The 19,819-nt window shown below is 50.3% G+C and carries 19 protein-coding genes and 1 pseudogene; 13 read left to right on the top strand and 7 right to left on the bottom strand.

Annotated elements, in window-relative coordinates:
- Nucleotides 1-50: 50 nt before the first annotated feature.
- From FW415_RS22515 to carA, 3 genes are all read left to right on the top strand, one after another.
- Entirely contained in the window at nt 51-866 is an 816-nt protein-coding gene (locus FW415_RS22515) for a hypothetical protein (protein ID WP_148389368.1), read from the top strand.
- Between the two features lie 44 nt (nt 867-910).
- On the top strand, nt 911-1,717 hold the full coding sequence (locus tag FW415_RS22510) for a hypothetical protein (RefSeq protein WP_148389367.1): 807 nt from the start codon (nt 911-913) through the stop codon (nt 1,715-1,717).
- Nucleotides 1,718-1,812: 95 nt separating this feature from the next.
- Nucleotides 1,813-2,955 carry a glutamine-hydrolyzing carbamoyl-phosphate synthase small subunit gene (gene carA, locus FW415_RS22505; protein ID WP_148389366.1) on the top strand — a complete coding sequence of 381 codons (1,143 nt, stop codon included), beginning with the start codon at nt 1,813-1,815 and terminating at the stop codon, nt 2,953-2,955.
- A 1,203-nt stretch (nt 2,956-4,158) separates the two neighbouring features.
- Here carA and FW415_RS22500 read toward each other — a convergent pair.
- Nucleotides 4,159-5,352 (bottom strand): pyridoxal phosphate-dependent aminotransferase, encoded by a 1,194-nt coding sequence (locus FW415_RS22500; RefSeq protein ID WP_148389365.1) that lies wholly within the window; start codon nt 5,350-5,352, stop codon nt 4,159-4,161.
- A 104-nt stretch (nt 5,353-5,456) separates the two neighbouring features.
- Nucleotides 5,457-5,858: a DUF1573 domain-containing protein gene (locus tag FW415_RS22495; RefSeq protein WP_148389364.1), complete on the bottom strand. Its 402-nt coding sequence runs from the start codon at nt 5,856-5,858 to the stop codon at nt 5,457-5,459.
- Nucleotides 5,859-6,158: 300 nt separating this feature from the next.
- Between FW415_RS22495 and FW415_RS22490 the strand changes: the two genes are divergently transcribed.
- The 7 genes and pseudogenes from FW415_RS22490 (at nt 6,159) to FW415_RS25605 (ending at nt 11,623) form a co-directional block, all read left to right on the top strand.
- A complete protein-coding gene (locus tag FW415_RS22490) occupies nt 6,159-7,862 on the top strand; it encodes a thiamine pyrophosphate-dependent enzyme (RefSeq protein ID WP_246858836.1) in 1,704 nt (567 codons plus the stop codon).
- The gene (locus tag FW415_RS25470) at nt 7,780-8,085 is read left to right on the top strand and encodes a hypothetical protein (RefSeq protein ID WP_246858835.1); all 306 of its coding nucleotides are present in this window, start codon (nt 7,780-7,782) and stop codon (nt 8,083-8,085) included. The genes FW415_RS22490 and FW415_RS25470 overlap by 83 nt, the downstream gene beginning before the upstream one ends.
- Complete coding sequence (locus tag FW415_RS25465) at nt 8,078-8,560, top strand: transketolase C-terminal domain-containing protein (protein ID WP_246858834.1); 483 nt, start codon at nt 8,078-8,080, stop codon at nt 8,558-8,560. Before FW415_RS25470 ends, FW415_RS25465 begins: the two co-directional genes overlap by 8 nt.
- Before the next feature lie 82 nt (nt 8,561-8,642).
- Nucleotides 8,643-9,569, top strand: coding sequence for a DnaJ C-terminal domain-containing protein (locus tag FW415_RS22485; protein WP_148389363.1), 927 nt, complete (start codon nt 8,643-8,645; stop codon nt 9,567-9,569).
- Nucleotides 9,570-10,125: 556 nt separating this feature from the next.
- The gene (locus FW415_RS22480; protein ID WP_148389362.1) at nt 10,126-10,377 is read left to right on the top strand and encodes a hypothetical protein; all 252 of its coding nucleotides are present in this window, start codon (nt 10,126-10,128) and stop codon (nt 10,375-10,377) included.
- A gap of 219 nt (nt 10,378-10,596) precedes the next feature.
- A pseudogene (locus FW415_RS25610) lies at nt 10,597-11,148 on the top strand (NAD(P)-dependent oxidoreductase); the annotation flags it as partial.
- A 70-nt stretch (nt 11,149-11,218) separates the two neighbouring features.
- Nucleotides 11,219-11,623, top strand: coding sequence for an NAD(P)-dependent oxidoreductase (locus FW415_RS25605; protein ID WP_256378896.1), 405 nt, complete (start codon nt 11,219-11,221; stop codon nt 11,621-11,623).
- 83 nt (nt 11,624-11,706) lie between these two features.
- Here FW415_RS25605 and FW415_RS22470 read toward each other — a convergent pair whose 3' ends face one another.
- Nucleotides 11,707-12,417: a YebC/PmpR family DNA-binding transcriptional regulator gene (locus FW415_RS22470; RefSeq protein ID WP_148389361.1), complete on the bottom strand. Its 711-nt coding sequence runs from the start codon at nt 12,415-12,417 to the stop codon at nt 11,707-11,709.
- Nucleotides 12,418-12,645: 228 nt separating this feature from the next.
- Nucleotides 12,646-13,998, bottom strand: a complete 1,353-nt coding sequence (locus FW415_RS22465) for an amino acid permease (protein ID WP_371417015.1) — start codon at nt 13,996-13,998, stop codon at nt 12,646-12,648.
- A gap of 369 nt (nt 13,999-14,367) precedes the next feature.
- Here FW415_RS22465 and FW415_RS22460 point away from each other — a divergent pair, with 369 nt between their 5' ends.
- The 3 genes from FW415_RS22460 to FW415_RS22450 all read left to right on the top strand — a co-directional run bounded on the left by FW415_RS22460 (nt 14,368) and on the right by FW415_RS22450 (nt 17,863).
- Nucleotides 14,368-15,747, top strand: coding sequence for a dicarboxylate/amino acid:cation symporter (locus FW415_RS22460; RefSeq protein ID WP_148389359.1), 1,380 nt, complete (start codon nt 14,368-14,370; stop codon nt 15,745-15,747).
- 82 nt (nt 15,748-15,829) lie between these two features.
- Nucleotides 15,830-16,531: a DedA family protein gene (locus FW415_RS22455; RefSeq protein ID WP_148389358.1), complete on the top strand. Its 702-nt coding sequence runs from the start codon at nt 15,830-15,832 to the stop codon at nt 16,529-16,531.
- A 75-nt stretch (nt 16,532-16,606) separates the two neighbouring features.
- Nucleotides 16,607-17,863 (top strand): MFS transporter, encoded by a 1,257-nt coding sequence (locus tag FW415_RS22450; RefSeq protein WP_148389357.1) that lies wholly within the window; start codon nt 16,607-16,609, stop codon nt 17,861-17,863.
- Here the strand turns inward: FW415_RS22450 and FW415_RS22445 are convergent.
- From FW415_RS22445 to FW415_RS22435, 3 genes are all read right to left on the bottom strand, one after another.
- Nucleotides 17,857-18,318, bottom strand: a complete 462-nt coding sequence (locus tag FW415_RS22445) for a MarR family winged helix-turn-helix transcriptional regulator (protein WP_148389356.1) — start codon at nt 18,316-18,318, stop codon at nt 17,857-17,859. The genes FW415_RS22450 and FW415_RS22445 overlap by 7 nt on opposite strands.
- A 76-nt stretch (nt 18,319-18,394) precedes the next feature.
- On the bottom strand, nt 18,395-18,976 hold the full coding sequence (locus FW415_RS22440; RefSeq protein WP_148389355.1) for a YceI family protein: 582 nt from the start codon (nt 18,974-18,976) through the stop codon (nt 18,395-18,397).
- A gap of 204 nt (nt 18,977-19,180) precedes the next feature.
- Nucleotides 19,181-19,708, bottom strand: coding sequence for a hypothetical protein (locus FW415_RS22435; RefSeq protein WP_148389354.1), 528 nt, complete (start codon nt 19,706-19,708; stop codon nt 19,181-19,183).
- Nucleotides 19,709-19,819: the final 111 nt, after the last annotated feature.

Raw genomic sequence — 19,819 nt, 5'->3', positions numbered from 1 at the left:
GGATGGCGTGCCAAGCGCTATCCCTTTTTTTATCCCTGTAAACCCGGAACATGTACTCCCTGAAATGTAACCACTGCGGCCATGCCAACGCCCTGAAGTCCGAATACGTCACCTTTTGCGCATCCTGTTCAAAGAAAATGGCCAATAACTATTCCGACTGGAAACTGCGGAATCCCGCCGGAGATTTTGCATCCTATTGCGAAGCAGTGGGTGTCACTGCAAATGAAGCGGCCGGGGGAAAGTCGGTGAAAAAGAAGCGGTTTTACTGGGATCGCCGGAAAGTGGTGATCGGGGTAGCCGCTATATTGGTATCGTCCATTGCAGGTCTGCTGGTAGAAAGAAGTGTAAAGATGTTTGGCGGGAAAGTTCCGGAGGAATGGATGACCCGGGAATGGAAGCCTTTCAGCACACCCCGGGGCATCGCGGAATTCCTGATCCCCATTGAATTGAAATCCTTCACGTTGCCTTTCCCGCCGGAAGCGGCACAATTTCTGGCATGGGCGGAATCTTGCCAATCAGATTCATCCATGCCAATACAAGTTCTCGCCAGTGAACTTGAGTACCGGCCGGAAGTCCAGGTATCCCTGCAAGGGGGCGCTGACGGTGGGATCAACGCTGCCCGGAATAAACCGGGGATAAGCGATTTTGATTATGAGGAGGTGGATGTAGAAATATCAGGGCAAAAGGCGATTCGCCAGTCAGGGAAATACAGGGTACGGCTTTTCCAGCGTTGTTTTTTCAGAAGCATTTATATTCTGAAAGAGCAGCATCTTGTGCAGGTGGTGGTAATATATGCTGCGAAGGATGCCGTGGCGGAAAAAGTCGCCGAACGGATAATTAATTCGGTCAAGTTGAAGAATATATAAAATAAAATTATAATTTAGCGATATAGTCACCAAGCCTGTATCCTATGTATTACCTCAAATGCGGCCATTGCGCAGCTTACAGCTCATTAAAATCTGAATACATTACTTTTTGCGACCATTGCGGGAAAAAACTGCCGGTTTCGTATGCCGACTGGAAAGCACGGCATCCCCGTGAGGATTTTGACGCCTTCCGGAAAGCGGAGGGTATCTCCGCCGCTGAATACCAAGCCATTATGAAGAAGCAGTACCGCAGGGCTTTTGATATGCGGAAGACAGCTGCATTGATCACGGGCCTGGTGGTGTTGCTGACGTTCAGTGCATTGGGTGCTTATTATGGCCCCGCGCTCGTCAAAATGCTGCGGGAGCCCGCCGTTTCGCCGGCATTGCTGGAAGCCTCCAACTGGCGGACCTTCCGGGGGAATGTGATCAGACTGCAGACCCCCTTCTCGCTTTCCCCGGTCAATGCCCGGGAAACGCCGGGCATGCGGATCAAGACGTTCAAAGGAGGCTCAAGGGCGGATGGCCTGGTCATCCAGATGCAGGAAGCCGTTCATCTTTCTGATCCCGACATCGAGCTGGCGTCTGCTGCCGGTGAACTGGCGGAAATGCTGAGCAATCTCCCCAATACCTCCCGTTTCACGATGAAAGAACAACTGTTGGATGTCTCCGGCCAGCGCGCCATCTGGCAGCACGGCACTTATGTCTATCAGCAAACCGTGGAAATGGAGTTCAACAGCCTGGTGGTAGTAAAGGGCGGAACAAGAGTACAGGTACTGGTGACCCATCGGGGGCAGGACCGGAACGGGAGGGAGGTGGCCGGGAAGGTCATGCAGTCCGCCCGTTTGAATTGATCATAATTTTCTGCTCAAAATTCATCTTCATGCCCTAACTTTGCACAGTTTTAACCGTTTCTCCGGGAACATAAAAAAAGAAAGGGTAAGAAGAAATGCCGCAAACCACCAGATCCACACAGCCAGCCATACTGTTGTTAGAAGATGGCACCGTTTTTCATGGTAAAGCGTTCGGGAAAATAGGCACCGCAGCCGGTGAGCTTTGTTTCAATACGGGTATGACCGGCTACCAGGAAGTTTTTACGGATCCTTCCTATAAAGGCCAGGTGCTGATCATGAACAATTGTTACGTGGGTAACTACGGAACAAAAAAAGAGGATGTGGAAAGTAGTGATGTGAAGATCAGCGGACTGATCTGTAAAAACATCGCATACAATTATTCCCGCAAAATGGCGGATGAATCCCTGGAGCAGTTTTTAGCCGGGAATAACCTGGTGGCTATCCACGAGGTGGATACCCGTGCGCTGGTATCGCACATCCGCAGCAAAGGAGCTATGAATTGTATTATTTCTTCCGAGATACTGGATGAGGCTGAACTGAAAGCCAGGCTGAACAAAGTGCCGTCTATGGAAGGGCTTGCGCTTTGTGCGGAAGTGTCTACAAAGGAACCCTATTTCGTGGGTGATCCCAATGCCGATATCAGGATAGCGGTGCTGGACAATGGCGTAAAGCGCAATATGCTGAAATGCCTCTCTGAGAAAGGAGCGTACCTGAAAGTACACCCGACAGCTACTTCCTTTGAGGAGTGCGAAACCTTTCAGCCGCATGCTTATTTCATTTCCAACGGTCCCGGTGACCCGGCGCCGCTGGCCTATGCGGTAGATACCATTAAAAAAGTACTGGATGCGGAGCGGCCTTTATTCGGCATCTGTCTCGGGCATCAGCTGCTGGCCATGGCCAACGGTATTCCCACTTATAAAATGCACCACGGGCACCGCGGGTTGAATCATCCCGTGAAAAATCTGCTGACCGGCAAATGTGAGGTAACTACCCAGAATCACGGTTTCGCCATTGATGCAAAAGCGGTGGCGGCATCGCAGAACGTGGAGGTAACGCATATCAATCTGAATGACAATTCGGTGGAAGGCATCCGTATTAAAGGTAAGCCGGCGTTCTCCGTACAATACCATCCGGAATCAACACCCGGCCCCCACGATTCCCGCTATCTATTCGATGATTTCTTTACAATGATAAAGGCAGACATGAAAAAAGTGAAAGAGAAGGCAGCAACCGCCTGATCCTGTTCTCTGATCTTCTTATAAATAAGGAACGGTCCCGAGGAATCGGGACCGTTTGCATTTTAAAATTCCACGTTATGAAAACTAGCGTTAAGGTATTGCAAACACAATACCCCACCCTTGTCTTTTCATTACAAAGCAATATTAGGAAAAAAATGGATTGTCAACTGCCGGCATCTTCGGGAAATTTTCCCGTAATATGCAGGCGATCAACCTGCAATCGGTTGGAGTGGGGAAGAAGTTGGGAGATCAGGAAAAAAAAATACGGCTCTGTGAACAGAGCCGTTTGCCTTTATAAATTCCACGTTATGAAAAACTGATACAAAAATATGTTATTTAGCTAAAACGTTTTAGTTTGTCGCCGTCTTTTTATCTGATGTTTATAATGCAAAGGTCGCGCCATTTTCCCATTTGTCAAAATTATACAAGTTAAATTTTTGCTAAGCAGGTTTAGAATTTTGTTCAACATGTATTGTAATTTTTACTATTTATTCTTTTCAGTTCCTTTGCGTATCAATTACACAGTAAAAGTAGGGAATAAATTTAAATTTCAAAACTCTATTTCATTAAAAAATGCGGTTTACGGTTAAAATAACTCATATAGAATTTATTTTAATGCAAATATCGGGTATTGACAAGGCTTACGGCCGATCTTTTTTGAAATATGATTTTTGTCATGTTTTTAAAGGGTAATGTTTTTTTAACATGAATTTGTCGGTTTTTTGCTGAATTGATATAACAACCTTTCCCGTTTTCTGCTATTCACTGCCTGATTTTAACAAAAAGAGCATCGGGATCTGCTGTTTTCTGCCAGGTACGAATTTCAACAACTATAGCAATTCTGCATCAGTATGGCCGCCAGTGTGGGCATCTCTTAGGGTAAACCCGCTACAGTATTAATATTCCGCGAAAAATACAATGCTGCAGAAAAAACATTGTCGTGTTATAAGCGTTATCACGCCCTTCTTTATTGTTCTCCGGGTGTTACTTTTAGATGAACAGATATTTTTAACCGGCTGTATCAGCGAACTCGCGTCATAAGACGTATACGGAGGCGTTTTCCACGGTTCCCTGCCGTATCAGCAGGAGCGCTCATAAAATGTATTGCATTCAGATGAATAAAAGCGCTCTCGCCAGCGGTCATCGCCATAGCACTTCATGGCCGCATTGCGCCGGATCAGCCGCAGAAAAAACGTGGAGCCGCTATTGTTTGCCGGGGTACACCTCCAGCGCTTTTGCCAGTACCTCCATGGCGCTGGCAATGCTTTCCCTGTTCAGCACATAGGCCAGCCGTACTTCCTGCAGTCCAAGCCCGGGAGTGGCATAAAAGCCGGTAGCGGGAGACAGCATAACGGTCTGCTGCTCATAAACAAAGGATTCCAGCAACCATTGGCAGAACCTGTCGGCATCATCGATAGGCAAACGCGCAATGGCGTAGAATGCGCCGCCCGGATTGGGGCAGTACACGCCCGGGATCTTGTTCAGCAGATCTACCAGCAGGTCGCGGCGGCTCTGGTATTCAGCCTTGATCCCGTCGAAATAATCATCCGGAAGATCTACCGCCGCTTCAGCAGCGATCTGTGCAAAGCTGGGCGGGCTGAGGCGCGCCTGGGCGAACTTCATGACGGAATCCAGTATGGCGCGGTTATGGGTCACAATAGCGCCGATACGGCCGCCACAGGCGCTGTACCGCTTGGAGATAGTATCGAATATCACCACATGGTTTTCCATTCCGCTCAGGTTCAGCGCGGAAATATTCTGGCCATCGTAGCAGAATTCCCGGTAAGCTTCATCTGAAAAGAGAAAGAGGTTATGTTTGAGGCAGATATCTTTCAGTATTTCCATTTCGGCTGGACTGTACAGGTAGCCGGTAGGGTTATTGGGATTGCAGATCAGGATGGCCCTGGTGCGGGGGGTGATGAGCTTTTCAAAATCCCCGATCGGCGGCAGTGCAAAACCGTTATCGATGGTGGCGGTCACCGGCACTACTTTTACGCCGGCTTCCACGGCAAAGCCGTTGTAATTGGCATAGAAAGGTTCCGGGATGATCACCTCGTCGCCCGGGTCCAGGCAGGCCATAAGGCCAAACAGGATGGCTTCGGAACCGCCGGTGGTAACAATGATCTCCGTGTGGTCTACCGTGATATCGAATTTTTTGTAGTAACCGGTCAGCTTGCGGCGGTAGCTTTCATTACCGGCGCTGTGGCTGTATTCCAGTATGGTGAATTCGGATTGCCTTACCGCGTCCAGTACAGGCCTGGGCGTTTCAATATCCGGCTGGCCGATATTGAGATGGTAGACTTTTACTCCTTTCTTTTTTGCGGCTTCCGCATAGGGTACCAGCTTCCGGATGGGAGAGGGCGGCATAACCTGTCCGCGTTGACTGATGTTGGGCATTTGGTTAGTTGATTTTTGCGAAGCAAAGGTAAGGCAAGTGAGTGCATTACAACAAAAAAAGCCTCCTGACCGCTGATCAGGAGGCTTTTTTTAAGCTTTTATAATTAGTTCTCTACCGTACCGGTGAGGATCAATTCTTTTTCCTGGTCTACTCCTTTCAATTTGAGATATACCGTTTTGGTCGGTTTGCCCACCGCATTCGCGCTATAAGTGGCGGTGATCTTGCCCGATTTGCCCGGCAATACCGGCTCTACTGTCCAATTGGGCACAGTACAGCCGCAGCTGGCTTTCGCCGATTCGATCAGTACGGGCGCCTTGGATATGTTGGTGAACTCAAATGTTACCGTAACAGGTTTGTTGAATTTGGTGGTGCCAAAATCAACGGTTTCTTGTTTGAACTTCACTTTCAGATCAACGGCATTGGTTGAACCTGAACCCTGGGCCTGTGCCCAAACGGCAGTGGTTATCAGCAAACTTGCAAATAGGGATAAGATAAACTTTTTCATCTTTGTATAATTTGGTTTTAAAACGATTTGGTTAAAACAGTATGGTCAACTGTTCAAATTTAATTTTTACGGGTCAGGTGGAGCTTTCGATGATTAAAATGATCATTTCGCGGTCTTATTAATGGCAATCTTAATCATATCGGCTTCCTGCCAGTTTACAAACAAATTTACGGCCAAAATCCGAGCCGGAGGTATTAAGATATTAAAAAATTCTTAAAAACTTAATTTATTTCCGGAAACGGTATTGGGATTTACCCATTCATCATTTTCCCCTACATTTGTGCTTTAACCAGGTACAGCATGATCGAAAACAACGAATTAGCTATGAATATGCAGAGCCAGTTATCATTTGAAGAGTTCCGGAAGGAAGTTTTAAGTGATTTCAGGCAAGCCTGTATCAGCAGGGAAGTAAGCTTGCTGGGTCGCCGGGAAGTATTGACCGGCAAGGCAAAGTTTGGCATTTTTGGTGATGGAAAGGAAGTGGCGCAGATCGCGATGGCCAAGTATTTCAAACCGGGTGACTTCCGTTCGGGATATTACCGGGACCAGACCTTTGCTTTCGCCAGCGGCATTGCTACTGTGGAGCAGTTTTTTTCTCAGTTATACGCTGATCCGGATATTACGAACGATCCGTTTTCCGCCGGGCGGCAGATGAATGCGCATTTTGCCACGCCCAATGTGGATATGGAGGGTAACTGGCTGAATATCGCCGGTATGAAGAATACGGCGGCGGACATGGCGCCCACCGCGGCACAGATGCCCCGGGCGCTGGGACTGGCCTATGCGTCAAAGCTTTTCCGGGAACTGCCGGAGCTTGAGCAGTACAGCCATCTTTCCAACCACGGCAACGAGGTGTGTTTCGCTACTATCGGTGATGCCTCTACGAGCGAAGGGCATTTCTGGGAAACCGTCAATGCCGCCGGCGTTCTGCAGGTGCCATTGGCCATATTTGTCTGGGATGATGGGTACGGGATCTCTGTTCCCCGGAAATATCAAACCACAAAAGGCTCTATCAGCGAAGCGCTGGAAGGGTTCAGAAAAAACGGGCATTCCAACGGCATAGAGATATATAATGTAAAGGGATGGGATTACGCCGGGCTGTGCGAGACTTTCGAAGAAGGTATCCGCAAGGCAAGGGAAAACCATGTACCGGTACTTTTTCATGTGGAGGAGATCACGCAGCCCCAGGGCCACTCCACCTCCGGTTCGCATGAACGGTATAAAAGCAAGGAGCGCCTGGCCTGGGAAAAGGAATTCGACTGCAATGTAAAAATGCGCCAGTGGCTGCTGGAAAACGCGCTGGCCGAAGAGTCGGAGCTCCGGGCCATTGAAGTGGAAGCCAAAGTGATCGCACAGGAAAGTCGCAAAAAGGCCTGGGATAAATATATTGCGCCCATCCGGGAGCAGGTGCAGGCATTCACGGCTGTTTGCCAGTCCATTTTAGACGAAGGGCGGGGAGACACGGAATATGTAGCGCAGCAAATGCGCGAACTGGCCGCCAACCGCGAGCCGCAGCGCCGGGATATACTGAAGGCCGCCGCAGGCATTCTGTTCAAACATCCGCGCAACTTTTCCGAAGCGATGGACGGTTTGCAGGTTTATTACGACCAGCAGCTGGCCGCGGAAAAAGAGAATTACAATACTTTCCTTCATGCCACCGGCCCGAATTCCGCACTCGAAGTGCCGGAAGTGCCCGCTATATATGCGGATGATGCGCCGGTAATGAACGGATACGAAATATTGAACCGGTATTTCGACCAGCTTTTCAGCGATCATCCGCTGGTGTTCGCATTTGGCGAAGATGTAGGCAAAATAGGGGATGTGAACCAGGGGTTTGCCGGTTTGCAGCAGAAACATGGAAAAACACGTATAGCCGATACCGGTATCCGGGAGCTGACCATCATGGGACAGGGGGATCGGTATGGCCTTGCGCGGGCTCCGGCCTATCGCCGAGATCCAGTATCTGGACTATCTGCTTTACGGGCTGCAGCCGCTCAGCGATGATGTAGCATCGCTGCAATACCGCACCAAAGGCACGCAATTCTGCCCCATTATCGTCCGTACCCGTGGTCACCGGCTGGAAGGCATCTGGCACTCCGGCTCACCGATGGGCATGATCATCAACTCCCTGCGGGGGCTGCATGTTTGTGTGCCGCGGAACATGGTACAGGCCGCGGGCATGTACAATACCCTGTTGCAGGCAAAAAGAACCGGCTATCGTGATTGAATCGCTTAACGGTTACCGCCTGAAAGAGCGGCAGCCGCAGAACCTGAAAGATTTCACCGTACCGCTGGGCATCCCGGAAGTGCTGCACAGCGGCTCAGATATCACCATCGTTTCCTACGGGTCCACTTTACGGATCATTGAAGAGGCAATGGAAACGCTCGAGCAGATGAATATTTCCTGTGAACTGATAGATGTACAGACGCTGTTGCCTTTTGATATTCATCATGCCATACTGGAATCGCTGAAGAAGACCAACCGGATCCTCTTTGTGGATGAAGATGTACCGGGTGGCGGAACAGCATATATGTTCCAGCAGGTGATGGAAGTGCAGGGCGGTTATCGCTGGCTGGATGTAGCTCCGCGTACACTGGCGGCACAGGCGCACCGGCCGGCGTATGGAACAGACGGGGACTATTTTTCCAAACCTAATGTGGAGGATGTTGTGAAGCTGGTAGCAGACATGATCAGGGAGTAGCCTCCTCAGCGAATTTTTAATCAAGGAGCGCCCCCTGTATGCATTACAGGGGGTGTGTTGTTTTAGCGATCATAAGACATATATGGAATACAAGGATTATTACAAGATACTTGGCGTGGACAAGAAAGCCAGCGCCGCAGATATCAAGAAAGCATACCGCAAGCTGGCCGTAAAATACCATCCGGATAAAAATCCGGATGACAAGCTGGCCGAAGAAAAGTTCAAGGAGCTGAACGAAGCCTATGAAGTGCTGGGTGATGAAGAAAAACGGAAGAAATACGATGAGTTTGGCGAAAACTGGAAGTATTACGAACAGGCCGGCCAAAACACAGGTGATTTTGACTGGAGCCGCTGGCGTGGGCAGGGCGGTGGTCAGCAGCAGTATGAGGATGTATTCGGTGAAGGAGGACAGTTCTCTGATTTCTTTGAGCATCTGTTTGGCGGCGGTTTCCGGAGGAGCGGACAACAGCAGGGGCGTGCGCGCAACCGCAAGGGGGCAGACCTGCATGCCAGCATGCAGGTGGCGTTGGAAGATGTATTCACCGGCGCCACGAAACAGATAGAGGTCAACGGTCAGCGCCTCAATCTCAAAATAAAGCCCGGTACCTACCAGGGGCAGGTGTTAAGGCTCAAAGGCAAGGGATATCTCGGGAGAAACGGTGGAGAAGCCGGAGATCTGCTGCTGGAGATAGGTATCGCAGCTGATCCGAGGTATGAACTGAAGGGAAAGGATGTGCACCTGGAATTGCCGCTGGATCTCTATACCGCTGTACTTGGCGGAAAGCTCCCGGTGGCGGTACCGGGCAGTACTTTGCAGCTGAGCATCCCCGCAGGAACGGATGGCGGCCGGTTGTTCCGCCTCAAAGGGAAGGGCCTGCCGGCGCCGGAAGGCAGCGGGGAAGCGGCCGGGGATCTCTACGTCAGGGTACGCATTACGGTGCCTCAAAACCTGTCGGAGGAAGAGTTGCAATTGTTTACCCGTTTATCGAAGATGAGGAAGTCGTCATAACAGCCCGTTAACAGGTCGCAATGAAAGCCCGCGGCAGTTCAATACAACTGCCGCTATAGATATGTCTGTTCATTTAACAATGTAAATAATTGTTTTTTAACCACTTGTTTGTTCATTTTTCTGTTCTGTTCATTTCCTGTTCATTATGCATGCCTGGTTGTACCCGAAAAGGTTATGGTATATCTTGCAGTTGTATCCATGATACATTAACAAGGAATAAAATTGCTTAGACGGTTCAAATAGGCTGAAAATGGAGGCCGTTCTCAGTGAGGCGGCCTCTTCAGTTTACCATTACGATGTATAATATCATGGCAGATATTTTTTTCTTTGAGATAGAGATCATGTAAATTTGCGTAACGGAGTTTACCATTATCCGTTCAATCAGGTTCAGCTTTGGTTCCTGTTTTCATTCTCCTGTTAGCTTTCCATATTCAAACCGTTAGCCCGGCCTCAGGCCACCCGCCATAGATATATGCATGCATTAGACATTTGAAACATAAAAGTGCAACTGCGCGCCATTGTCTAATTAATTCTGTATAGCGTTAAAGAGCCTATTATGGAAACAAGATGTATCAGATGCAGCAACATTGTGCATTCACACAAAAAGATTTCCGAGACACGCTGCAAGTGCGGCGGACAATTACAGCGGATGCGGTTCATCCGTTTGATAGAAGGTATGCATCCGCTCGGCAAGGAACATAACATAGAGCTGAACGGGAAATTGTGTTATGGGACTTACCGTTCTGTGTACGGTAATTTTATCATAGACAGGGTGAACAATACCTTTAAACGGGTGGATATGTCATAGGGGACTTCCATGGGTATTCCGGCGGCATTCCTCAAAGGCTGATACGGCGTAATGGCAACGGTGCTACGCTCATGATGTTTGCGGGTGCCGCCTTCAAAGAGTTGCTACAGCGTACTGACAACAGGCATTGCAGTGACAGCTCATGATGTTTGCGGGTGCCGCTCCGGAGATGCCGGCGGGATAAGGAAAAGCACGGCCTTAACGCAGATATAAAACAACATGCCTGTTGAACAGGCATTGCATATCTGGCCGAATCCTGTAAATTTATCCCTTATCATCTTCAGACCCATGAAAATAGTTGTACTTGACGGCTTCGCCCTTAATCCCGGTGACCTCAGCTGGGAGCCTTTAAAAGCACTTGGCCAGGTGGAGATATATGACCGGACACCTCCGGAACAGGTCGCGGAACGTATCAGGGACGCCGCCATCATCCTCACCAACAAAGCCATCGTGAATGCGGACGCCATCCTCGGCTCCCCATCCCTGCAATACATCGGGGTAATGGCTACCGGCTACAATGTTGTGGATGTCAAAACAGCCACTGACCAGCGTATCGTAGTCACCAATGTTCCCGCATACAGCACTGCTTCTGTTGCCCAGCTCACATTTGCACTGATCCTGGAATTATGCCAGGGCGTTGGCCTGCATGCGGAAAGCGTCAGGAACGGTGAATGGGCCGCCAGCAAAGATTTCAGCTACTGGAAAATGCCGCTGAATGAATTAAATGACAAAACGCTGGGCATTATCGGTTTCGGGCAGATAGGGAAGGCAGTCGCCCGCATCGCACTGGCCTTTGGCATGCAGGTGATCGTCAGCCATAAACACCCCGGAGCGGGACAGGATGGAGGGTGTGAGATTTACAGACCAGGCCAGCTGTTTCCGGGAATCGGATATCGTTTCCCTGCATTGCCCCCTCAACGAACAGAACAGGGAATTTGTCAACACTGCCTTGCTGGCTACTATGAAACCTTCCGCATTTCTTATCAATACCAGCCGCGGCCCCCTCGTCCGGGAAGCAGACCTGGCCGCCGCGCTGAATAACGGCGTAATAGCAGGTGCGGGGCTCGATGTGCTTTCCGTTGAACCGCCGGACGCGGACAATCCCTTGCTCACCGCAAAGCACTGCCTGATCACTCCGCATATTGCCTGGGCCACCATCGACGCCCGGAAAAGACTGATGGATAAACTGGTCAGCAACCTGAAAGCGTTCCTGGACGGCCGGCCGGAGAATGTGGTCAACCGCTGAATGGACAAGCAAGCCTGGCAGATACAGGCAAAAAAAGCGGATGGACATTGATGCCCATCCGCTTTTTTATATGTTGCCGGTAATTATTTCAGATTGTGGAACACCTGCTGCACGTCTTCGTCCTGCTCCAGCCTGTCGATCAGCTCCAGTACTTCTTTGGCCTGCTCTTCACCCAGTTCCACGGTTGTGGCGGGTATTCTCTGCAGATCTGCACTGATGGGGGTGATACCTTTGTCTTCCAGCGCTTTCGCCATATTGCCGAATTCCGTGAAAGTGGCGCGGATGATAATATTCCCTTCACTATCTTCCCCGATCTCTTCCAGACCGAAATCGATCAGCTCCAGTTCCAGTTCCTCCAGGTTCTGCCCCTCATTTTTGATCTTGAACACACCGAGGCGGTTGAACATGAAGCCTACCGAGCCGCTGTTGCCGAGGCTGCCGCCGCATTTGTTGAAGTGCATGCGAACATTGGCAACGGTACGGGTGGGATTGTCCGTTGCCGTCTCTACCATCACGGCTACGCCATGCGGCGCATATCCTTCGTACACGACTTCTTCATAATTGGTTATATCCTTGCCCATGGCACGTTTGATGGCGGCCTCCACACGGTCCTTCGGCATGTTCACTCCTTTGGCGTTCTGATAGCAGCGGCGCAGGGCAGGGTTATTGTCGGGATCAGGGCCGCCTTGTTTAACGGCGATCGCTATTTCTTTCCCGATGCGGGTGAATTGTTTGGCCATGCGGTCCCAGCGGGCGAACATGGTATGTTTTCTTACTTCGAATATACGTCCCATAATGAATTGCAAATTGTCACGACGGACAGCAGTATCCGTCAATTCGGGTGCAAAAATATTAAATTCTGCCGATCATCGCGTTATTCTGTAAACAAAAGGGGGAGACCCAAAAGAAAAACGAAGGCTTTGAGGATGGCTGAAACGATAACAGGTCTCCATCAGGTACCAGCATAAATCAGGGCTGACCATTACTTTTTGGTCAGCCCCGTTATACGATGTGATCAGGTATTATTTTTCTTTATTCAGCTTGCTGTTCTTCCGGCTGTACGTAAAGTAGATCAGCAGCCCCAGCGCCAGCCATACCGCCAGCCGCAGCCAGCTTTCATTAGGCAGGGAGTACATGAGGTACACGCAGACAACAACACCCAGGATCGGTACTACCGGTACAAAAGGCGTTTTGAAAGCCCGGGGAATCTCCGGCATTTTCTTGCGCATGATGATCACGCCGATGCACACCAGCGAGAACGCGAACAGGGTGCCGATGCTCACCATATGCCCGAGGTCGCTTACCGGCACGAGGCCCGCAAAGAGGCTCACGAATACCATGAAGAAAATATTGGTTTTCCAGGGAGTGCGGAACTTGGGATGCACATCGCTGAAGAATTTCGGTAGCAGCCCGTCGCGGCTCATGGAATAGAATACACGGCTTTGCCCCATCAGCATCACCAGCATTACCGAAGTATATCCCGCCAGGATGGCCACGATCAGCCCCGTTTGCAGGAAATCGTATCCCGTTTGTGCGAATGCGGTGGCTACCGGTTTGGCATCTCCGGCAAACAGTTTATAATTGAGCAGCCCCGTCATCACATGGGCGAACAGCACATATAATATGGTGCAGACCACCAGTGAGCCGAGGATACCGATGGGCATGCCTTTTTGCGGGTTTTTGGCTTCCTGCGCGGCAGTGGAAACCGCATCGAACCCAATGAAGGCAAAGAACACAACAGCTGCGCCCGAGGCAATGCCCGTCCAACCGAAGTGCTCGTATTGACCGGTGTTGGCAGGAATGTAAGGTTCGTAGTTGGCAGGGTCTATATGGCTCCAGCCCAGAATGATGAAAACCAGTACTACGGCTACTTTCAGGATCACCAGGAAGTTGTTCATCCCGGCGGATTCCCTGGTGCCTTTGATCAGCAGCAATGACAGCAGCAGTACGATGATCACGGCGGGCAGATTGAATATGCCGCCTTCAACCACGGTGCCATTGCTCATGGTAACGGTTTCCCAGGGGGATACCGCCAGCTGATGAGGGATATGGATGTCGAATTTTTGCAGGAACTCCATCAGGTAGCGGGACCAGCTTACGGCAACGGTAGCGGCGCCGAGGGCGTATTCCAGTACCAGGTCCCACCCGATGATCCAGGCAATGAACTCGCCCATGGTGGCGTAGGAGTAGGTATAAGCACTGCCGGCCACGGGGATCATGGAGGCAAATTCCGCGTAACACAGGCCGGCAAAGGCACAGCCTACAGCGGCAAGCACAAAGGAGATGGTCACTGCCGGCCCGGCATTTTCCGCCGCGGCAATACCCGTCAGTGAAAACAGACCGGCCCCGATGATGGCGCCAATGCCAAGTGCCACCAATGCCGGAGAGCTTAACGTCCTTTTTAATCCCTTTTCTGAATCAGATGCTTCATTTAATAATATCGACAGAGATTTTTTTGCGAAGAGTCTACTCATACGATGATAAGGTTGTGGTTGATATTAAGCGTTGTTTAGATTTTACAGATCGTCAAATATAGTATCTATATCGGAAAGGCATATGTTTTATTTTACCAGTGAAGAGCGCGCTAAATGCCTGCTGCTATTGGGCAGTGACGTAATTATGACCGGTTTTGATCAAGAATTCTGCGGATTTTGCAGCGAGAACCTTATTTTTGAGCGATTTTTTACACAGGGAGGACCAGGGCTGGTATTGTTCCCTGCCTTTCATTTAACTAAACCACCGCTATGACTAAAAAGCAGGCTGCCCTTATTGCCCTCATTCTCTTTACTTTAGTAGCTATCCTTCATACACTCGATCACTTTAACCTGGTGGGTATTGCCGGTCCTGTGCTGATGGTAGCCCGCTGGATAGCGGTTGCCGGGGTGGTCTGGTTTGCGGTAAAGAAAAGGTCGCTTACTACCTGGATACTGGTAAGCATGGTGATCGGCGGTGAACTGGGGCATGACTATCCGGGTATTGCCGTACAGTTCCAGGTACTCAGCAAGGTTTTCCTCCAACTGATCAAAACCGTGATCGCGCCGTTGCTTTTCGCCACGCTGGTAGTGGGTATCGCCGGTCACTCCGATATCAAGCAGGTAGGCCGGATGGGCTGGAAGTCGTTATTATATTTCGAGATCGTTACCACCATCGCCCTGTTCATCGGTCTGGCCGCCATCAATATCAGCAAAGCGGGAGAAGGTATTCCCATGCCGCCGGAAGCGCTGCATGAGAAGCTGCCGGAAACAAAACCGCAGAGCTGGCAGGATGTTATACTGCACATATTTCCGGAAAATATCGCCAAATCCATCTATCATGGCGAGATATTGCCCATCGTGGTATTCAGCGTGATTTTCGGGATAGCATTGCTGCTGGTGAAAGACAAGTTCAGGGGGCCTATGCTGGGTTTCTGCGAGAGCCTTTCCGAGGTCATGTTCAAGTTCACCAATATCGTCATGTATTTCGCGCCGGTGGGGGTGGGGGCGGCCATTGCCTATACCGTTGGCCACGGCGGCCTTTCCGTACTGGGGAACCTGCTGCAGTTATTGATCACCTTATATGTTGCCCTGTTTGTATTCGTATTGCTGGTATTCGTACCGGTAGCACTGATCATCGGCCTGCCGATCCGTCGTTTTATCAAGGAGATATCCGAGCCCGTATCGATCGCTTTTGCTACCACCAGTTCTGAATCCGCCCTCCCCAAAGCCATGGAAGCGATGGAAAGAATGGGCGTTCCGCGTAAGGTGATCGCTTTTGTGATGCCTACCGGATATAGCTTCAATCTCGACGGGTCTACACTCTACCTCGCGCTGGCCTCCGTTTTCGTGGCACAGGCCGCCGGGATACAGCTTTCCATCTGGGAGCAGCTTTTAATGGTGTTTACCCTGATGCTGACCAGCAAGGGCGTAGCCGGCGTACCGAGAGCCACGCTGGTGATCATCCTGGGCACCGTAGCTTCTTTCCATCTACCCGTATGGCCGGTGTTCCTCATCCTCGGCATCGATGAGCTGATGGACATGGCCCGTACTTCCATTAATGTGATCGGCAACTGCCTGGCTACAGCCGTGATCGGCAAATGGGAAGGGGAAGTGGATTTTAAAGCCCTTCCGCCTGAAACAAAGGCCTAGCAAGGGTTTATCAAATATTTAACTTCGTCTTGACATATAATGGCCTATTTTTAGGCGTTCTAATTTTTCATTTCACAACAGCATGGATCAAATTATTGAGTTTTTCAAGCATTTAATCAACCCCGAGTGGATTATTAACAATGGCGGATTTTACCTGATCCTGGCTATCATCTTTGCAGAAACCGGGTTATTCGTAGGCTTTTTTCTGCCCGGAGATTCTTTACTTTTCATTGCCGGCATTTACGGGGAAAAGCTGGGCGAGAGTTTTTTCAATATGCCCCTGCTGGTCATCATGACCCTGATCGCCACCACCGGTGTGCTCGGGAATATGGTGGGCTACTGGTTCGGCCGGAAATCCGGTCCTATCCTGTTCAAACGAAAGGATACTTTCTTCTTCAAGAAAAAGCATCTCTGGCAGGCGAAGGAAGTATATGACAAATATGGCGGCGGCGCTATTTTCGTTGCCCGTTTTTTACCTGTGGTACGTACCTTTGCGCCGATCGTAGCAGGTATCGTGGCCATGGAAAGGAAGAAGTTCATGTTCTGGAACATCATCGGCTCCTTTTCCTGGGTATTTTCCATGATGCTGGCGGGGCATTATCTGGACAAAGCTTTCCCCACCCTGAAAGACCACCTGGAGTGGATCATTGTTATCATCGTGGTGATTACCACTATACCGGTGGCGGCCAAATTTATCTTCGGGAAATCCACCATTCACTCTCATTTTGACGAGTTCGGCAACCCGATAGAGCAACCGGTCAAACAGGAAGAAAAAGAATCATAGATTTATTTTCATATTTTTAGGAAGAGACGCACGAAAGGCGTCTCTTTTCCGTATCAACCAAACTGTCTGGCACCCATGAATTCCACAAAGCCCGTCAAACTGCTGAACGCAGCCGTGATCGTAGCATCACTGGGTTACTTCGTTGACATTTACGACCTGCTGCTATTCGGCATTATCCGTATCAAAAGCCTGACATCACTTGGTCTCAGCGGCCAGGAGATCGATACCGTGGGCATGTGGCTCATCAATATCCAGATGACGGGTATGCTGATCGGCGGTGTTATCTGGGGGGTGCTGGGCGACAAAAAAGGGCGCCTGTCTGTGCTGTTCGGTTCCATTCTGCTGTACTCGGTGGCCAATATTGCCAACGGGATGATCAGCGGAGACAATGCCATCGGCTGGTATATGATCTGGCGTTTTGTGGCGGGGCTTGGGCTTGCAGGAGAGCTGGGCGCGGGCATTACGCTGGTATCCGAGATCCTTCCGAAGGAGAAACGCGGCCTGGGCACCATGATCGTGGCCAGTGTGGGCATCTCCGGCGCCGTAGCGGCCTACTTCGTGTCGGAATACTTTGGGGACAACTGGCGGGTATGTTATTATATCGGCGGCGCGCTGGGCCTGGCCTTGCTGATCCTGCGGGTGAGTGTGGCGGAGTCCGGCATGTTCAATACCATAAAAGAACGCAACGTGAGCCGGGGAAATTACCTCCTGTTCTTTACCAGCCGGGAGCGGTTCTTCCGTTATCTGAAATGCATTCTCATCGGCCTGCCTACCTGGTATGCCGTAGGCATCCTGGTGACCTTTTCCAATGCGTTCGCAACAAAGATGGGCGTACAGGGAAACATCGATCCGGGCAAAGCTATTATGATCTGTTATGCGGCGCTGACGGTGGGGGATTTTGCCAGCGGGTATCTCAGCCAGCTGATACGAAGCCGGAAAAAGGTGTTATATATATTTTACACGCTGCTGTGCGGCGCGGTGGTCCTGTACTTCAATGCGCACGGCGTTAGCGCGGCGGCGTTTTACACGATATGCGGACTGATAGGTTTCAGCGTGGGTTTCTGGGCGATATTCGTGACGGTAGCGGCGGAACAGTTCGGCACCAATCTCAGGGCCACTGCCGCTACAACAGTCCCCAATTTTGCGCGGGGCCTGCTTCCCCTGATATCTATCGTATTCGGCGGCCTGCAGACGGCTTTCGGACTCAGCTATCTGCAAAGCGGGTTTGTTACCGGTATCCTTTGTATCTGCCTGGCCTTTGCGGCTGCGTTCATGATGACGGAAACTTTTGGCAAGGACCTCGATTATGTGGAAGAAAGCCCGGGTCAGTAGGCATCCAGCATCTTGTCCAGCAGGCGGTTCAGCTGCACAACTTCTTTTTCGTTCAGGTTGTCTTTCAGGGTGCTTTCCAGTATGCCGATCTGGTCGTCAATAACACGCAGCAACTCCAGCCCCTTTGCGGTGATCATCACGTCTACCGCGCGGCGGTCCATTTCACTGTTTTTCCGCTCTACAAGCCCGGCCTTGCGCAGTCTTTCCACAAGGCGGGAGACATCGCTCATCTTGTCCAGCATCCTTTCCTTCAGCGTGTTGATACTGGCGGCTTTCGGATGCTGACCGCGGAGGATGCGCAGGATATTGAACTGCTGCATCGTGATGTCATATTGTTTAAAGAACTGCTGGTGTTTTGATATGATCCAGTTACCGACGAAAATGAGGCTGATCAGGCCTTTGTGGTGCTCACTGGTAAACGTTTTAATGGAAATCAGCTTTTCGATGTTAGACATAAATGGTAAGAAATATTGCGCAATTTACGTGATAAGATCATATTAAACACCCTGCAACGTATTCATGCTGTTGCGGTTATTGTTTGATAAACTCCAGTTTCAGCTCGATGTTCACCATTTTGTCCACTACCATGCCGCCGGCTTCGGTCATTTTGTCCCACTTCAGGCCGTAGTCAAACCGGTTAAGGTAGGTGTTGGCTTTGAAGCCTGCCCGTTGGCGGCCTTCGCTGTCTTTTGCCGTGCCGCCGTACGCAACGTTGAATTTTATGCTTTTGGTTACGTCACGGATCGTCAGGTCTCCTTCCATCAGGTATTTGCCGTCTGCGGTCCTGGTCAGCGCCGTGCTTTTAAAGGTCATTTCAGGGTATTGCTCCGCATTGAAAAAATCGTCCGATCGCAGGTGGTTGTCCCTCGGATCGTTGCCTGTATTGATGCTGGATACCACTATGGTAAAATTGACACGGGCATCTGAAAAATCCGGTCTGGAGGAAATGATCGTGCCATCAAAATTCCTGAAACTGCCATCTACTTCCGAGATCACCAGGTGTTCTACTGAAAAATTAACGGATGAGTGATCCCTGTCTACCTTCCATGTTGCTGCCTGTGCGCTCACGCTCAGGGGGCTGCATATCCATGCCGCCAGCAGTAGCGTTTTCATGATATGGTTTTTTGGGATGAGATGTAATACAGCAATGCTCCGTTCCAGCGGTGTGATTGACAAACTGTTAGCTCTACACGATGATAAAGTTACGAAGAACCGCCATATAAAAAGGTCAACCCGGTTGTAAGGCGAATATTTTTTAGCCGGCATCCGGCTGCTGGCCCGGCCGCCGTTGTGTCACTCCCTTCAGCGCATTGTTCGCTACTGTTCGCACCAGAAGATGGATTCTACTTTCTGCACGCCGTTCTCGGGCGCTTTCTGTACCACTACTTCAAAGTTGATCTGCCCGGCCAGGGCGGCATAGCTGCTGCCGGGGTGGAACATCTGGCGGATGGTGAGATTGTACCGGCCGTTGTTCATGGGCACAAAGAGGTCCGACCGGTGCATGGCGGGTATCTTGCGGTCCTCAAACTGGGCCGCCAGGGTAAGGTCTTCATAATTGGTGAGGTACAATCCGCCGGTGGTTACGCGGATGATCTTCTGAAATTCACGGAAGGCCTGCTGCGGGGAAGGCTGCTCCACGAATTTAACCGACCAGTCGCCTTCCATGCCGGTGCCCCAGATGATGAGGGTTTCGTTGTTCATGGCCTCGGTAAAATGCTGCTTCAGGTCATTAAAATGCCAGTCCCGTTTTACAAACGAAGGGTATTTGTCCGCATTCACAATAGCGGAGAAACCCGAATCATCCGGAAGTTTGTAGGTAAAGGCATATTTAAGGTAGAATGGCATGCGTCTTCGAATTAATACTTAATATCTAATATAGAGAATTTCCAGATATATTAAAATTAATTGTACTGAATTTCAGGGGATTTCCGGGGTTGACAGGGAAGGTATTGGCGA

The organism is Chitinophaga sp. XS-30 (genome assembly GCF_008086345.1).
Taxonomy (GTDB): domain Bacteria; phylum Bacteroidota; class Bacteroidia; order Chitinophagales; family Chitinophagaceae; genus Chitinophaga.
Note: the sequence above shows the minus strand (reverse complement) of the source record. Positions and strands in the feature narration are given on the sequence as shown.

Bases quoted from the DNA above. Each gene is read 5' to 3' on its own strand.
- FW415_RS22515 (WP_148389368.1), top strand. From the start codon at position 51: ATGTACTCCCTGAAATGTAACCACTGCGGCCATGCCAACGCCCTGAAG.
- FW415_RS22510 (WP_148389367.1), top strand. From the start codon at position 911: ATGTATTACCTCAAATGCGGCCATTGCGCAGCTTACAGCTCATTAAAA.
- carA (WP_148389366.1), top strand. From the start codon at position 1,813: ATGCCGCAAACCACCAGATCCACACAGCCAGCCATACTGTTGTTAGAA.
- FW415_RS22500 (WP_148389365.1), bottom strand. From the start codon at position 5,352: ATGCCCAACATCAGTCAACGCGGACAGGTTATGCCGCCCTCTCCCATC.
- FW415_RS22495 (WP_148389364.1), bottom strand. From the start codon at position 5,858: ATGAAAAAGTTTATCTTATCCCTATTTGCAAGTTTGCTGATAACCACT.
- FW415_RS22490 (WP_246858836.1), top strand. From the start codon at position 6,159: ATGATCGAAAACAACGAATTAGCTATGAATATGCAGAGCCAGTTATCA.
- FW415_RS25470 (WP_246858835.1), top strand. From the start codon at position 7,780: ATGGCCTTGCGCGGGCTCCGGCCTATCGCCGAGATCCAGTATCTGGAC.
- FW415_RS22485 (WP_148389363.1), top strand. From the start codon at position 8,643: ATGGAATACAAGGATTATTACAAGATACTTGGCGTGGACAAGAAAGCC.
- FW415_RS22480 (WP_148389362.1), top strand. From the start codon at position 10,126: ATGGAAACAAGATGTATCAGATGCAGCAACATTGTGCATTCACACAAA.
- FW415_RS25605 (WP_256378896.1), top strand. From the start codon at position 11,219: ATGGAGGGTGTGAGATTTACAGACCAGGCCAGCTGTTTCCGGGAATCG.
- FW415_RS22470 (WP_148389361.1), bottom strand. From the start codon at position 12,417: ATGGGACGTATATTCGAAGTAAGAAAACATACCATGTTCGCCCGCTGG.
- FW415_RS22460 (WP_148389359.1), top strand. From the start codon at position 14,368: ATGACTAAAAAGCAGGCTGCCCTTATTGCCCTCATTCTCTTTACTTTA.
- FW415_RS22455 (WP_148389358.1), top strand. From the start codon at position 15,830: ATGGATCAAATTATTGAGTTTTTCAAGCATTTAATCAACCCCGAGTGG.
- FW415_RS22450 (WP_148389357.1), top strand. From the start codon at position 16,607: ATGAATTCCACAAAGCCCGTCAAACTGCTGAACGCAGCCGTGATCGTA.
- FW415_RS22445 (WP_148389356.1), bottom strand. From the start codon at position 18,318: ATGTCTAACATCGAAAAGCTGATTTCCATTAAAACGTTTACCAGTGAG.
- FW415_RS22440 (WP_148389355.1), bottom strand. From the start codon at position 18,976: ATGAAAACGCTACTGCTGGCGGCATGGATATGCAGCCCCCTGAGCGTG.
- FW415_RS22435 (WP_148389354.1), bottom strand. From the start codon at position 19,708: ATGCCATTCTACCTTAAATATGCCTTTACCTACAAACTTCCGGATGAT.